The organism is Streptomyces sp. NPDC046985, assembly GCF_040644415.1.
In the GTDB taxonomy this organism is placed as follows: domain Bacteria; phylum Actinomycetota; class Actinomycetes; order Streptomycetales; family Streptomycetaceae; genus Streptomyces.
Genome location: NZ_JBEYWK010000005.1, coordinates 293364 through 306816 on the forward strand (window position 1 = coordinate 293364; position 13453 = coordinate 306816).

The following is a 13453-nucleotide window of genomic DNA, read 5'->3' on the forward strand; positions in this document are numbered from 1 at the left end:
GTCACCGGCGGCTCCTGCGACGCCCGCGGTCTTCCGAGCTTTCCACTCCCCTCACGCCGCGTCCATACGAGGGACCCGAACCCGCCCGGCACGCGCGCCCCGAGGGCCCCGGGCGCCCCGCTCGGGCGCCCGGACCCCGGGCACGCGCGCGCGTGACTACGATGGGCCAGCCGGCGGCCAGCAGGGGCCGCGCGGCGACACCGACCCTCGGGAAGGCCATGCTGAACAAGTACGCGCGTGCATTCTTCACGCGTGTCCTCACACCGTTCGCCGCGTTTCTCATCAGACGGGGCGTGAGCCCCGACACGGTCACCTTCCTCGGCACCGCCGGAGTGGTCGCGGGCGCGCTGGTCTTCTACCCCCGGGGCGAGTTCTTCTGGGGCACGGTCGTGATCACCCTGTTCGTGTTCTCCGACCTCGTCGACGGCAACATGGCCCGCCAGCTCGGCCGCTCCAGCCGCTGGGGCGCCTTCCTGGACTCCACCCTGGACCGGGTGGCCGACAGCGCGATCTTCGGCGGTTTCGCCCTGTGGTACGCGGGCCGCGGCGACGACGAGCTGCTGTGCGCGGTGTCGATCTTCTGCCTGGCCAGCGGTCAGGTGGTCTCCTACACCAAGGCCCGGGGCGAGGCGATCGGCCTGCCGGTCGCCGTCAACGGTCTCGTCGAGCGCGCCGAGCGCCTGGTCATCTCGCTGGTCGCCGCCGGATTGGCGGGCCTGCACGCGTTCGGCGTGCCCGGCATCCAGTACCTGCTGCCCGTCGCCCTGTGGATCGTCGCGGCCGGCAGCCTGGTCACGCTGGTGCAGCGGGTGGTCACCGTCCGCCGCGAGTCTGCGGAGGCCGAGGCGGCGGCCCGGCCGGAGAACCAGGGGAGCGGAGCGGCGACATGAGCGCCCGCGACCGCCTCACCGACGCCCTGTACGGCCTGGGCTGGAGCGCCGTCAAGAAGCTGCCCGAGCCGGCCGCCGTACGGCTCGGCCGCACCGTCGCCGACCTCGCCTGGCGGCGGCGCGGCAAGGGCGTGCTGCGGCTGGAGGCCAACTACGCGCGCGTGGCGCCGGACGCGAGCCCGGAGCGGCTCGCGGAGCTGTCCCGCGCGGGCATGCGGTCCTACCTGCGGTACTGGATGGAGTCCTTCCGGCTGCCCGCCTGGAGCCCGCAGCGCGTCCGCGACGGCTTCGCCCCCAAGGACGTGCACCACCTGACCGACGGCCTGGCCGCCGGACGCGGCGTCATCCTCGCGCTGCCCCACCTCGCGAACTGGGACCTGGCGGGCGCCTGGGTCACCACCGAGCTGGACACGCCGTTCACCACGGTCGCCGAGCGGCTGAAGCCCGAGACGCTCTACGACCGGTTCGTCGCCTACCGCGAGAGCCTGGGCATGGAGGTCCTGCCGCACAGCGGCGGATCGGCGTTCGGCACGCTGGCCCGGCGGCTGCGCGAGGGCGGCCTGGTCTGCCTGGTCGCCGACCGCGACCTGTCCGCGTCCGGCGTCGAGGTGACGTTCTTCGGCGAGCGCGCCCGGATGCCCGCCGGCCCCGCGCTGCTCGCCCAGCAGACGGGCGCCCTGCTGCTGCCCGTCACCCTCTGGTACGACGACTCGCCCGTCATGCGGGGCCGCGTGCACGCCCCGGTCGACGTGCCCGAGGCGGGCACGCGCGCCGAGCGGACGGCCGCCATGACGCAGGCGCTGGCCGACGCCTACGCCACCGGGATCGCCGAGCACCCCGAGGACTGGCACATGCTCCAGCGCCTGTGGCTCTCGGACCTGGCGCCCCGCGCCGAGCGGACGCAGGGCGCCGGGCAGGGGGAGCGGGCGTGAGGATCGGCATCGTCTGCCCGTACTCCTGGGACGTGCCCGGGGGCGTGCAGTTCCACATCCGCGACCTGGCCGAGTACTTCACCGGGCTGGGCCACGAGGTCTCCGTCCTCGCCCCCGCCGACGACGACACCCCGCTGCCGCCCTATGTCGTCTCGGCAGGCCGCGCGGTCCCGGTGCCGTACAACGGCTCCGTCGCCCGGCTGAACTTCGGGTTCCTCTCGGCGGCCCGGGTGCGGCGCTGGCTGCACGAGGGCGCGTTCGACGTGATCCACATCCACGAGCCGACCTCGCCGTCGCTGGGTCTGCTGAGCTGCTGGGCGGCGCAGGGCCCCATCGTCGCCACCTTCCACACCTCCAACCCCCGCTCGCGCGCCATGATCGCCGCGTACGCCATCCTCCAGGCGGCGCTGGAGAAGATCAGCGCCCGGATCGCGGTGAGCGAGTACGCCCGCCGGACCCTGGTCGAGCACCTGGGCGGCGACGCGGTGGTCATCCCCAACGGCGTCGACGTCGACTTCTTCGCCGCCGCCGAGCCGCGCCCCGAGTGGCAGGGGGACACCATCGGCTTCATGGGCCGCATCGACGAGCCCCGCAAGGGCCTGCCGGTCCTGGTGCGGGCCCTGCCCAAGATCCTCGCCGCCCGGCCCGGCGCCCGGCTGCTGGTCGCCGGCCGCGGGGACGCGGTCGAGGCCGTGGCGGGCCTGCCCAAGGAACTGCGCTCCCGGGTCGAGTTCCTCGGCATGGTCAGCGACGAGGACAAGGCCCGCTTCCTGCGCAGCGTCGACCTGTACGTCGCCCCGAACACCGGCGGCGAGAGCTTCGGCATCATCCTGGTGGAGGCGATGTCCGCGGGCGCCCCCGTCCTCGCCTCCGACCTGGACGCCTTCGCCCAGGTCCTGGACCAGGGCAAGGCCGGCGAGCTGTTCGCCAACGAGGACGCGGACGCGCTCGCCGAGGCCGCCGTGCGCCTGCTCGCCGACCCGGTTCGCCGCGCCGTGCTGTGCGAGCGGGGCAGCGCCCACGTCCGCCGCTTCGACTGGTCCACGGTGGGCGCGGACATCCTGTCCGTCTACGAGACGGTCACCGCGGGCGCGGCGGCGGTCGCGACGGACGACCGCGCGACGGGTCTGCGCGCCCGCTGGGGGCTGGCCCGCGGCTGAGGCCGCGGCCTTAGCCGCGGAGCGCGACGAGCACGGGCGGGGCGGGGCGGCGCGGGGCAGGCGGCGCGGGCGCTTGAGGGACGCCGGGGAGGCGGGCGCGGGGGCCGTACGCCTGAGCCGCCTGCGGGCGCCGTGGGCGCGGGTAGGCCCCCCGCGGGCGCTGCGGGCGCGGGTAGGCCCGCTGAGAGGCCCCCTGCGGGCGCCGCGGGCCCGCTATGCCCCTCGGCGGGCGCTGCGAAGGCGCGAGGCGCACCTCTGAGACCTTCCGGAAGGCGCTGCGGACGCGTGGCCGCCCCCCTGAGTCCCCGCGGGCGCGTGGCCGCACCCGGGCCGACCGTCGGCAACGAGGAGCAACTCCTTGATCCCCCGCGGGCGCGTGGCCGCACCCCTGCGCCCCCGCGGACGCCGCGGGCTCGGGATGCACCCCTGAGAGCCCCCGGCGGCCGCTGAGAGCGCGGGACGCCCCCTAAGACATCCCCGGGCGGGCGCCGCGCCCGCAGGCCGGCCGCGGCGCTCGCCGCGCCCTCCCGGTAGCCTTGCCGCCCGTGACTGCCACGCTCCTCTGGATCCTCGTCGCGCTGGTCCTCGTCGGCCTGTATCTGAGCTGGACGGCCGGGCGGCTGGACCGGCTGCACGCCCGGATCGACGCCGCCCGCGCCGCGCTCGACGCCCAGTTGCTGCGCCGGGCCTCGGTGGCCCAGGAGCTGGCCACCTCCGGGGTGCTCGACCCGGCCGCCTCGATCGTGCTGTACGAGGCCGCGCACGCCGCCCGGCAGGCCGAAGAGGACCACCGGGAGGTCGGCGAGAGCGAGCTGAGCCAGGCGCTGCGGGCGGTCTTCGGCGAGGCGCAGCAGGTGGAGGCCGTCCGCGAGGCGCCCGGAGGCGAGGAGGCGGCGCGCGAGCTGACCGAGGCGGTGCGCCGGGTGCCGATGGCCCGCCGGTTCCACAACGACGCGGTGGGCGCCGTCCGCAGGCTGCGCGAGCACCGCAAGGTGCGGTGGTTCCGGCTGGCCGGGCACGCCCCGTTCCCCATGGCCTTCGAGATGGACGACGAGCCGCCGCCCGCCCTGGTGGAGCGGGTCGCCGCGCAGTGACCGGCCGGACCTCCGGCGGACCGGACGCGCGGCGGTCCGCGGGCCGCACGCGGACAAAACGATCCACCGCCTTCCCATTGGCCCTTGCCGTGGACCGGTCCGCTCCCGTTTCCTCGGAAGCTGCACCACATCCTCTTTTGCATCGAGTGAGGTCACCCGTGTCCACTGCGCTTTCCGACTCAGCCCAGACTCCCGAGACCGGCACCGCCCGCGTGAAGCGCGGCATGGCCGAGCAGCTCAAGGGCGGCGTGATCATGGACGTCGTCACGCCGGAGCAGGCGAAGATCGCCGAGGACGCGGGCGCCGTCGCCGTCATGGCCCTGGAGCGGGTCCCCGCCGACATCCGCAAGGACGGCGGTGTGGCCCGCATGTCCGACCCGGACATGATCGAGGGCATCATCGACGCCGTCTCCATCCCCGTCATGGCCAAGTCCCGCATCGGCCACTTCGTCGAGGCCCAGGTCCTCCAGTCGCTCGGCGTGGACTACATCGACGAGTCCGAGGTCCTCACCCCGGCCGACGAGGTCAACCACTCCGACAAGTGGGCCTTCACCACCCCGTTCGTGTGCGGCGCCACCAACCTGGGCGAGGCTCTGCGCCGCATCGCCGAGGGCGCCGCGATGATCCGCTCCAAGGGCGAGGCCGGCACCGGCAACGTCGTCGAGGCGGTGCGCCACCTGCGCCAGATCAAGGGCGAGATCGCCAAGCTGCGCGGCTGCGACAACAACGAGCTGTTCGCCGCCGCCAAGGAGCTGCGCGCCCCCTACGAGCTGGTCAAGGAGGTCGCCGAGCTGGGCAAGCTCCCGGTGGTCCTCTTCTCCGCCGGCGGTGTGGCCACCCCGGCCGACGCCGCGCTGATGCGCCAGCTCGGCGCCGAGGGCGTCTTCGTCGGCTCCGGCATCTTCAAGTCCGGCGACCCGGCCAAGCGCGCCGCCGCCATCGTGAAGGCCACCACCTTCTACGACGACCCGAAGATCATCGCGGAGGCGTCCCGCAACCTCGGCGAGGCCATGGTCGGCATCAACTGCGACACCCTCCCCGAGGCCGAGCGCTACGCCAACCGCGGCTGGTAGTCGCCTCATGTCCGACGCGACCCCTGTCATCGGCGTCCTGGCCCTCCAGGGTGACGTGCGGGAGCACCTCGTCGCCCTGGCCGCGGCCGACGCCGTGGCCAGGCCGGTGCGGCGCCCCGAGGAGCTGGCCGAGATCGACGGCCTGGTGCTGCCCGGCGGCGAGTCCACCACGATCTCCAAGCTGGCCGTCCTGTTCGGCGTGATGGAGCCGCTGCGCGCGCGTGTGCGCGAGGGCCTGCCCGTGTACGGCACCTGCGCCGGCATGATCATGCTCGCCGACAAGATCCTGGACCCGCGCTCCGGCCAGGAGACCGTCGGCGGCATCGACATGATCGTGCGCCGCAACGCCTTCGGCCGGCAGAACGAGTCCTTCGAGGCCGCCGTCGCCGTCGAGGGCGTGCCGGGCGACCCCGTGGAAGGCGTCTTCATCCGCGCTCCCTGGGTGGAGTCCGTGGGCGCCGGGGCCGAGGTGCTCGCCGAGCACGAGGGCCACATCGTCGCGGTCCGCCAGGGCAACGCGCTGGCCACTTCGTTCCACCCGGAGCTGACCGGCGACCACCGGGTGCACTCCCTGTTCGTCGACATGGTGCGCGCCGACCGGGTGGCGTAGTCCTTGTAGGATCTCCCGGGGGTACCCTCCGGCCTACGGGTGAAGTCCGGCGGGAATCCGGACGCAGACGGGTTTACGCGAAGGAGACAGGCAGATGTCCGGCCACTCTAAATGGGCCACGACGAAGCACAAGAAGGCCGTCATCGATGCCAAGCGCGGCAAGCTCTTCGCGAAGCTGATCAAGAACATCGAGGTCGCGGCGCGCATGGGCGGCTCCGACATCGACGGCAACCCGACGCTGTACGACGCCATCCAGAAGGCGAAGAAGCAGTCGGTCCCGAACAAGAACATCGACTCCGCGGTCAAGCGCGGCGCGGGCCTGGAGGCCGGCGGCGCCGACTACGAGACGATCATGTACGAGGGCTACGGTCCGAACGGCGTCGCGGTGCTCATCGAGTGCCTCACCGACAACCGCAACCGCGCCGCCTCCGACGTCCGCGTGGCCATGACCCGCAACGGCGGTTCGATGGCCGACCCGGGCTCGGTGTCCTACCTCTTCCACCGCAAGGGCGTCGTGATCGTCCCCAAGGGCGAGCTGGGCGAGGACGACGTCCTGGGCGCCGTCCTGGACGCGGGCGCCGAGGAGGTCAACGACATCGGCGAGTCCTACGAGGTGCTCAGCGAGGCCACCGACCTGGTCGCGGTCCGCAGCGCCCTCCAGGACGCCGGGATCGACTACGACTCCGCCGAGGCGAACTTCGTCCCGACCATGCAGGTCGAGCTGGACGAGGAAGGCGCCAAGAAGATCTTCAAGCTGATCGACGCGCTGGAGGACAGCGACGACGTGCAGAACGTCTTCGCGAACTTCGACGTGAGCGACGAGGTCATGGAGAAGGTCGACGCGTAACGCCGGCGCGGGCCGCGCCGCCGAACGGGCCGACGGGGCGTCCCCGTCGGCCCGTCGCCGTGCCGGGCCCGGCTGCACCGCGTTGTCACAGGCAGCCGATAGCCTGCGGGAACAGGCCGTCGAAGGGAGGGGCGCGTGCGCGTACTGGGGGTGGACCCGGGGCTGACCCGGTGCGGCGTCGGCGTCGTCGAGGGGGTGGCGGGCCGCCCGCTCACCATGATCGGCGTCGGCGTGGTGCGCACGCCCGCGGACGCCGAGCTGAGCCGCCGGCTGCTCGCCCTGGAGGAGGGCGTCGAGCAGTGGCTCGACGAGCACCGGCCCCAGTTCGTGGCCGTCGAGCGGGTCTTCAGCCAGCACAACGTGCGGACGGTCATGGGCACCGCCCAGGCCAGCGCGGTGGCCATGCTGTGCGCCGCACGCCGGGGCCTGCCCGTCGCCCTGCACACCCCCAGCGAGGTCAAGGCGGCCGTCACCGGCACCGGCCGCGCCGACAAGGCCCAGGTCGGCGCCATGGTGACCCGGCTGCTCCGGCTCGCCGAGCCGCCCCGGCCCGCCGACGCCGCCGACGCCCTCGCGCTCGCCATCTGCCACATCTGGCGCGCGCCCGCCCAGAACCGGCTTCAGCAGGCCGTCGCCCTGCACGCCGCCAAGACATCCACCGCAGCTCCCGCAGCCCCCTCAGCAGACGCACCGAAAGGCCGCCTCGCATGATCGCCTTCGTCAGCGGCCCGGTCGCCGCCCTCGCCCCCGACTCGGCCGTGGTCGAGGTGGGCGGGATCGGCATCGCCGTCCAGTGCGCCCCGAACACCCTGTCCGCTCTGCGCAGGGGACAGCAGGCCCGGCTCGCCACCTCCCTGGTCGTCCGCGAGGACTCGCTGACCCTGTACGGCTTCGCCGACGACGACGAGCGGCAGGTCTTCGAACTGCTCCAGACCGCCAGCGGCGTCGGCCCGCGCCTCGCCCAGGCGATGCTCGCGGTGCACAGCCCCGACGCCCTGCGCCGCGCGGTCGCCACCGGCGACGAGAAGGCGCTCACCGCCGTGCCCGGCATCGGCAAGAAGGGCGCCCAGAAGCTGCTGCTGGATCTGAAGGACCGGCTGGGCGAGCCGCTCGGCGCCCCCGCGGTGGGCGCACCGGTCACCCAGGGCTGGCGCGACCAGCTCCACGCCGCGCTGATCGGCCTCGGCTACGCCACCCGGGAGGCCGACGAGGCGGTGGCCGCGGTGACTCCGCAGGCCGAGGCCGCGGGTGCCGCGCCCCAGGTGGGACAGCTCCTGAAGGCCGCACTCCAGACCCTGAACCGAGCCCGCTGAGCCCGCTGAGCCCGCTCAGCGCGCCGAGTCCGCCGAGCCCGCCGGCACGCCGCGCTCCCCGAGCCCCCCTCACCCACCGACCACCGAGGCACACCACATGAACTGGGACGACGACACGAACGGCGCCGGCGCGGAGCGGCTGGTGGGCTCGGTCGCCGACCGCGAGGACCAGGCGGTCGAGGCCGCGCTGCGCCCCAAGGACCTGGGCGAGTTCATCGGCCAGGAGAAGGTCCGCGAACAGCTCGACCTGGTGCTGCGCGCCGCCCGCGCGCGGGGCGCCACCGCCGACCACGTGCTGCTCTCCGGCGCCCCCGGCCTCGGCAAGACCACCCTGTCCATGATCATCGCGGCTGAGATGGGCGCCCCCATCCGCATCACCTCCGGCCCCGCCATCCAGCACGCCGGCGACCTCGCCGCGATCCTCTCCTCCCTCCAGGAGGGCGAGGTGCTGTTCCTCGACGAGATCCACCGCATGTCGCGGCCCGCCGAGGAGATGCTGTACATGGCGATGGAGGACTTCCGCGTCGACGTGATCGTCGGCAAGGGCCCCGGCGCCACCGCCATCCCGCTGGAGCTGCCCCCCTTCACCCTGGTCGGCGCCACCACCCGCGCGGGCCTGCTGCCGCCCCCGCTGCGCGACCGCTTCGGCTTCACCGCGCACATGGAGTTCTACGAGCCCGCCGAGCTGGAGCGCGTCGTGCACCGCTCGGCGCAGTTGCTCGACGTGGAGATCGGGACCGACGGCGCCGCCGAGATCGCCGGCCGCTCCCGCGGCACGCCCCGCATCGCCAACCGCCTGCTGCGCCGCGTGCGGGACTACGCGCAGGTCAGGGCGGACGGCGTGATCACCCGGGAGATCGCCGCGGCCGCCCTCGCCGTCTACGAGGTCGACGCCCGCGGCCTGGACCGGCTCGACCGCGCCGTGCTGGAGGCGCTGCTGAAGCTGTTCGGCGGCGGTCCCGTCGGCCTGTCGACCCTCGCGGTCGCGGTGGGGGAGGAGCGCGAGACCGTCGAGGAGGTCGCCGAGCCCTTCCTCGTCCGGGAGGGGCTGCTGGCCCGCACCCCGCGCGGGCGCGTGGCCATGCCCGCCGCCTGGGCCCACCTCGGCCTCGCGCCGCCCGCCTCGCCGGCCGCGGGAAGCGGACAACAGGGCCTGTTCGGGGCGTGAGGCGCGCAGCATTGGCACCAGAAGGAACCCAGGCGCCATGCTGAGCGTTGTTCCCTGCATGCGGACTCGCTTAGACTCCGCCGGTGCCGCCCTAGTCGACGGCGCACACACCCCCAACCATCAGGCCGCGCGCTTCGCGGTCGTGTGAAGGAAGTTCCGACCCGTGAAGCTCGTGACCCTCCTCCCGTTCATCGTGCTCATCGGGGCCATGTTCCTGATGACCCGGTCGGCCAAGCGCAAGCAGCAGCAGGCCTCCACCATGCGGAACCAGATGCAGCCAGGCAGCGGCGTCCGCACCATCGGGGGCGTGTACGCGACGGTCAAGGAGGTCAACGACGAGACGGTCCTCCTCGACGCCGGGCCGGGCGTGGAGCTGCTGTTCGCGAAGAACGCGATCGCGACCGTCCTGTCCGACGACGAGTACAACCGCATCGTCCACGGCGTCGAGCACGACCTGAAGTCCGACGCCGACCTGGTTCCGGACGACGCCTCCTCCCTCACCGGGACCGACGAGCCGGTCGCCGACAGCGCCCCCGCCGACAAGACGGTCGACCTCGGCAAGGACCTCGGCACGAAGGACCCGGCCGACAAGCCGGCCGACGCCGCCGAGGCGAAGACGGACGAAGAGCCGAAGAAGACCCACGGCGACTCCGAGGCGAAGTAGCCGCCGCCCAGGGCGCGCGGCACCGACCGCGCGCCCTGGGACGTGTTCACTTCGCCCGGGGTCCCGACACCATGCCATGGCCGCCTCCGGTCCCACCCGGCGCAAGGCGGCCCGAGAGGGAGTACGAGAAGGTGGCAGCACCCAAGAAGGGCAGGAGCGCGGGCTCTCACAGCAAGCCGTGGCGCTCGCTGGCCCTGATCCTGATCGCCATCGTGGCGCTCACGGGAGGCATGTTCGCTTCCGGGAAGACCACTCCGCGTCTCGGTATCGACCTGGCCGGCGGTACCAGCATCACGCTGCGGGCGGTCCCCGAGCGCGGTCAGGAAGCCGCGATCAACAAGGCCAACATGGACACCGCGGTCGACATCATGAACCGCCGTGTCAACGGGCTGGGCGTCTCGGAGGCCGAGGTCCAGACCCAGGGCGATCGCAACATCATCGTCAACATCCCCAAGGGCACGAACTCCGAGCAGGCCCGGGAGCAGGTCGGCACCACCGCCAAGCTGTACTTCCGCCCCGTGCTCGCCACCCAGGTCTCCGGCCCCTCCGCCAGCCCGTCGCCCACCGCCTCGGGCAAGCCCGGCGACAAGGCGACCGGCAAGCCCAGCGAGACCGGCAAGCCCGGCGAGAGCGGCGACAAGGCGACCTCCACCGGCTCCGCCGCCCCGTCGTCGACCGCCTCCCCGCAGGGCCGCGCCGTCACCGACGGCCTCAAGGCGGACGCCACCCCGTCCGCGGGCGGCACGCCGTCCCCCGGCCCCACCACGGCGCCCGCCAGCCCCGCCCCGTCCGGCGCCCCGGCCACCGGCGCCCCGTCCACGGGCAACGCCGCGGCGGCCAAGCTCCAGGCCCAGTACGCGGCCCTGGACTGCACCAAGCAGGCCGTCCGCGCCACGGCCGGGAAGGGCGTCAAGGCCACCGAGCCGACCGTCGCCTGCGGCCAGAACGGGCAGAACCAGTGGCAGAAGTACGTCCTCGGCCCCGCCGCGGTGGACGGCACGGACGTGAACAAGGCGCAGGCCGTCTTCAACACGCAGAACGCCTCCGGCTGGACCGTCACCATGGAGTTCACCTCCCAGGGCGCCAAGAAGTTCGCTGACGTCACCGGCAAGCTGGCCCAGCAGCAGTCCCCGCAGAACCAGTTCGCCATCGTCCTGGACGGCAACGTCGTCTCCGACCCGTACGTCAGCCAGGCGCTGACCGGCGGCAACGCGGAGATCTCCGGCCGCTTCACGCAGCAGCAGGCGCAGAGCCTGTCGAACATGCTGTCCTACGGCGCGCTGCCGCTGACCTTCAAGGAGGACAGCGTCACCACCGTCACCGCCGCGCTGGGCGGCGACCAGCTCCACGCCGGACTGATCGCCGGCGCGATCGGCCTCGCCCTGGTCGTGCTCTACCTCGTGGTCTACTACCGCGGCCTGTCGCTGATCGCCGTCGCCTCGCTGCTGGTCTCCGCGATCCTCACCTACGTGCTCATGTCCCTGCTGGGCCAGGCCATCGGCTTCGCGCTGAACCTGCCCGCGGTGTGCGGCGCGATCGTCGCCATCGGCATCACGGCGGACTCGTTCATCGTGTTCTTCGAACGGATCAGGGACGAGATCCGCGAGGGACGCACGCTGCGCCCCGCCGTCGAGCGGGCCTGGCCGCGCGCCCGTCGCACCATCCTGGTCTCCGACTTCGTGTCCTTCCTGGCCGCCGCGGTGCTCTTCATCGTCACCGTCGGCAAGGTCCAGGGCTTCGCGTTCACGCTCGGCCTGACCACCCTGCTCGACGTGGTCGTCGTCTTCCTGTTCACCAAGCCGCTGATGACGATCCTCGCCCGCAGGGCGTTCTTCGCGAACGGTCATAGCTGGTCCGGCCTGGACCCCAAGCGGCTGGGCGCCAAGCCGCCGCTGCGCCGCACCCGCCGTCCCTCCGGTCCCGCCGCCGGGCCCGCCGACCCGAAGGAGGCGTGAGATGTCCAAACTCGGCTCCATCGGCGCCCGACTGCACCGCGGCGAGGTCGGCTACGACTTCGTCAAGAACCGCAAGATCTGGTACGGCGTCTCCATCCTGATCACCATCACGGCCATCCTCGGCCTGGCGGTGCGCGGCCTGAACATGGGCATCGAGTTCCAGGGCGGCGCGGTCTTCACCAGCCCGAAGCACATGAGCGCCTCGGTCGCCCAGACCGAGACGTACGCCAAGGACGCCTCCGGCCACGACGCCATCGTGCAGAAGCTCGGCGACGGCAGCCTGCGCGTCCAGATCGCCGGCATCGACACCGGCAAGTCGGACCAGATCAAGGACGCGCTGGCCAAGGACCTGAAGATCAGCCCGGAGCAGATCAACGCCGACCTGGTCGGCCCGAGCTGGGGCCAGCAGATCGCCGACAAGGCCTGGCAGGGCCTGGCGATCTTCATGGTCCTGGTCGTGGTCTACCTGGCCATCGCGTTCGAGTGGCGGATGGCCCTGGCCGCGCTGGTCGCCCTCATCCACGACATCACGATCACCACCGGCATCTACGCCCTCGTCGGCTTCGAGGTCACGCCCGGCACCGTGATCGGTCTGCTGACCATCCTCGGTTACTCGCTCTACGACACGGTCGTCGTCTTCGACAGCCTCAAGGAGCAGACGAGGGACATCACCCGGCAGACCCGCTGGACCTACAGCGACGTGGCCAACCGCTCCATCAACGGCACGCTGGTGCGCTCCATCAACACCACCGTGGTCGCCCTGCTCCCGGTGGCCGGCCTGCTCTTCATCGGCGGCGGCGTGCTCGGCGCGGGCATGCTCAACGACATCTCGCTGTCGCTGTTCGTCGGCCTCGCGGCCGGCGCGTACTCCTCGATCTTCATCGCCACGCCGCTCGTCGCCGACCTCAAGGAGCGCGAGCCGCAGATGAAGGCGCTCAGGAAGCGCGTCATGGCCAAGCGGGCCCAGGCGGCCGCCCAGGGCGAGCCGGCCGTGGAAGCCGCCGGCGGCGAGCACGGCTACCCGGACGAGGAGTCCGAGGACGCCGCACACGCCGTGGTGGGCCCGCGCAACCAGCCCGCCTCCCGCGGCCGTGGCCGCGGCCGGCCCTCGGGGAAGCGCAGGTGACCACGATGACCGACGTGCAGGAACTGCTCCTCAGCCGCATCCGCGACGTCGAGGACTACCCCGAGCAGGGCGTGCTGTTCAAGGACATCACACCGCTGCTGGCCGACCCGGCCGCCTTCACCGCCCTCACCGACGCCCTCGCGGAGATCGCCGAGCGGACCGGAGCGACGAAGGTCGTCGGCCTCGAGGCCCGCGGCTTCATCCTCGGCGCTCCCGTCGCCGTCCGGGCCGGTCTCGGCTTCATCCCGGTGCGCAAGGCGGGCAAGCTCCCCGGCGCCACCCTGCGCCAGGCGTACGACCTGGAGTACGGCTCGGCGGAGATCGAGGTGCACGCCGAAGACCTCACCGCGGGCGACCGCGTCCTGGTCGTCGACGACGTGCTCGCCACCGGCGGCACCGCGGAGGCGTCCCTGACGCTCATCCGCCGTGCGGGCGCCGAGGTCGCGGGCGTCGCGGTCCTGATGGAGCTGGGCTTCCTCGGCGGCCGCGACCGGCTCGCCCCGGCCCTGGCCGGCGCCCCGCTGGAGGCGCTGCTCCGGCTCTGAGACGAGCACGGGGAGAGCGCCGTCCGCGGCGCGGAGCCGACGACGCGCAGCAGGGACGGGCCCGGAGGAATCCGGC

At 73.1% G+C, this 13453-nt stretch carries 14 protein-coding genes; all 14 read left to right on the forward strand.

Annotated features, from left to right (window positions below; genetic code table 11):
• The first annotated feature begins 161 nt into the window (after positions 1 to 161).
• The 14 genes from pgsA (at position 162) to ABZ861_RS09100 (ending at position 13377) form a co-directional block, all read left to right on the forward strand.
• Complete coding sequence (gene pgsA, locus ABZ861_RS09035) at positions 162 to 890, forward strand: phosphatidylinositol phosphate synthase (RefSeq protein WP_361626066.1); 729 nt, start codon at positions 162 to 164, stop codon at positions 888 to 890.
• Entirely contained in the window at positions 887 to 1822 is a 936-nt protein-coding gene (locus ABZ861_RS09040; protein ID WP_361626069.1) for a phosphatidylinositol mannoside acyltransferase, read from the forward strand. Before pgsA ends, ABZ861_RS09040 begins: the two co-directional genes overlap by 4 nt.
• Positions 1819 to 2982 carry a glycosyltransferase family 4 protein gene (locus ABZ861_RS09045; protein WP_361626072.1) on the forward strand — a complete coding sequence of 388 codons (1164 nt, stop codon included), beginning with the start codon at positions 1819 to 1821 and terminating at the stop codon, positions 2980 to 2982. The genes ABZ861_RS09040 and ABZ861_RS09045 overlap by 4 nt, the downstream gene beginning before the upstream one ends.
• Positions 2983 to 3527: 545 nt before the next feature.
• Positions 3528 to 4076 carry a hypothetical protein gene (locus tag ABZ861_RS09050; protein ID WP_361626075.1) on the forward strand — a complete coding sequence of 183 codons (549 nt, stop codon included), beginning with the start codon at positions 3528 to 3530 and terminating at the stop codon, positions 4074 to 4076.
• A 158-nt stretch (positions 4077 to 4234) separates the two neighbouring features.
• Positions 4235 to 5149, forward strand: a complete 915-nt coding sequence (gene pdxS / locus ABZ861_RS09055) for a pyridoxal 5'-phosphate synthase lyase subunit PdxS (protein ID WP_361626078.1) — start codon at positions 4235 to 4237, stop codon at positions 5147 to 5149.
• 7 nt (positions 5150 to 5156) lie between these two features.
• Positions 5157 to 5759, forward strand: coding sequence for a pyridoxal 5'-phosphate synthase glutaminase subunit PdxT (pdxT, locus tag ABZ861_RS09060; RefSeq protein WP_361626081.1), 603 nt, complete (start codon positions 5157 to 5159; stop codon positions 5757 to 5759).
• Positions 5760 to 5853: 94 nt separating this feature from the next.
• A complete protein-coding gene (locus ABZ861_RS09065; RefSeq protein ID WP_361626084.1) occupies positions 5854 to 6606 on the forward strand; it encodes a YebC/PmpR family DNA-binding transcriptional regulator in 753 nt (250 codons plus the stop codon).
• Between the two features lie 135 nt (positions 6607 to 6741).
• Positions 6742 to 7317, forward strand: coding sequence for a crossover junction endodeoxyribonuclease RuvC (gene ruvC, locus ABZ861_RS09070; RefSeq protein WP_361626087.1), 576 nt, complete (start codon positions 6742 to 6744; stop codon positions 7315 to 7317).
• Positions 7314 to 7919, forward strand: coding sequence for a Holliday junction branch migration protein RuvA (ruvA, locus tag ABZ861_RS09075; RefSeq protein ID WP_361626090.1), 606 nt, complete (start codon positions 7314 to 7316; stop codon positions 7917 to 7919). Before ruvC ends, ruvA begins: the two co-directional genes overlap by 4 nt.
• Before the next feature lie 97 nt (positions 7920 to 8016).
• Positions 8017 to 9087, forward strand: coding sequence for a Holliday junction branch migration DNA helicase RuvB (ruvB, locus tag ABZ861_RS09080; RefSeq protein ID WP_361626093.1), 1071 nt, complete (start codon positions 8017 to 8019; stop codon positions 9085 to 9087).
• 163 nt (positions 9088 to 9250) lie between these two features.
• Positions 9251 to 9751, forward strand: a complete 501-nt coding sequence (gene yajC / locus ABZ861_RS09085) for a preprotein translocase subunit YajC (RefSeq protein ID WP_361626096.1) — start codon at positions 9251 to 9253, stop codon at positions 9749 to 9751.
• Between the two features lie 131 nt (positions 9752 to 9882).
• A complete protein-coding gene (gene secD / locus ABZ861_RS09090; RefSeq protein WP_361626099.1) occupies positions 9883 to 11706 on the forward strand; it encodes a protein translocase subunit SecD in 1824 nt (607 codons plus the stop codon).
• A 1-nt stretch (position 11707) separates the two neighbouring features.
• On the forward strand, positions 11708 to 12832 hold the full coding sequence (gene secF / locus ABZ861_RS09095) for a protein translocase subunit SecF (protein WP_361626102.1): 1125 nt from the start codon (positions 11708 to 11710) through the stop codon (positions 12830 to 12832).
• Positions 12833 to 12837: 5 nt separating this feature from the next.
• Positions 12838 to 13377, forward strand: a complete 540-nt coding sequence (locus ABZ861_RS09100; RefSeq protein ID WP_361626229.1) for an adenine phosphoribosyltransferase — start codon at positions 12838 to 12840, stop codon at positions 13375 to 13377.
• Positions 13378 to 13453 lie beyond the last annotated feature (76 nt).

What these genes read in the sequence shown, in the direction of transcription:
- pgsA (WP_361626066.1), top strand. Translation starts at nt 162, where the DNA reads ATGGGCCAGCCGGCGGCCAGCAGGGGCCGCGCGGCGACACCGACCCTC.
- ABZ861_RS09040 (WP_361626069.1), top strand. Translation starts at nt 887, where the DNA reads ATGAGCGCCCGCGACCGCCTCACCGACGCCCTGTACGGCCTGGGCTGG.
- pdxT (WP_361626081.1), top strand. Translation starts at nt 5,157, where the DNA reads ATGTCCGACGCGACCCCTGTCATCGGCGTCCTGGCCCTCCAGGGTGAC.
- ABZ861_RS09065 (WP_361626084.1), top strand. Translation starts at nt 5,854, where the DNA reads ATGTCCGGCCACTCTAAATGGGCCACGACGAAGCACAAGAAGGCCGTC.
- ruvA (WP_361626090.1), top strand. Translation starts at nt 7,314, where the DNA reads ATGATCGCCTTCGTCAGCGGCCCGGTCGCCGCCCTCGCCCCCGACTCG.
- ruvB (WP_361626093.1), top strand. Translation starts at nt 8,017, where the DNA reads ATGAACTGGGACGACGACACGAACGGCGCCGGCGCGGAGCGGCTGGTG.
- secF (WP_361626102.1), top strand. Translation starts at nt 11,708, where the DNA reads ATGTCCAAACTCGGCTCCATCGGCGCCCGACTGCACCGCGGCGAGGTC.
- ABZ861_RS09100 (WP_361626229.1), top strand. Translation starts at nt 12,838, where the DNA reads ATGACCGACGTGCAGGAACTGCTCCTCAGCCGCATCCGCGACGTCGAG.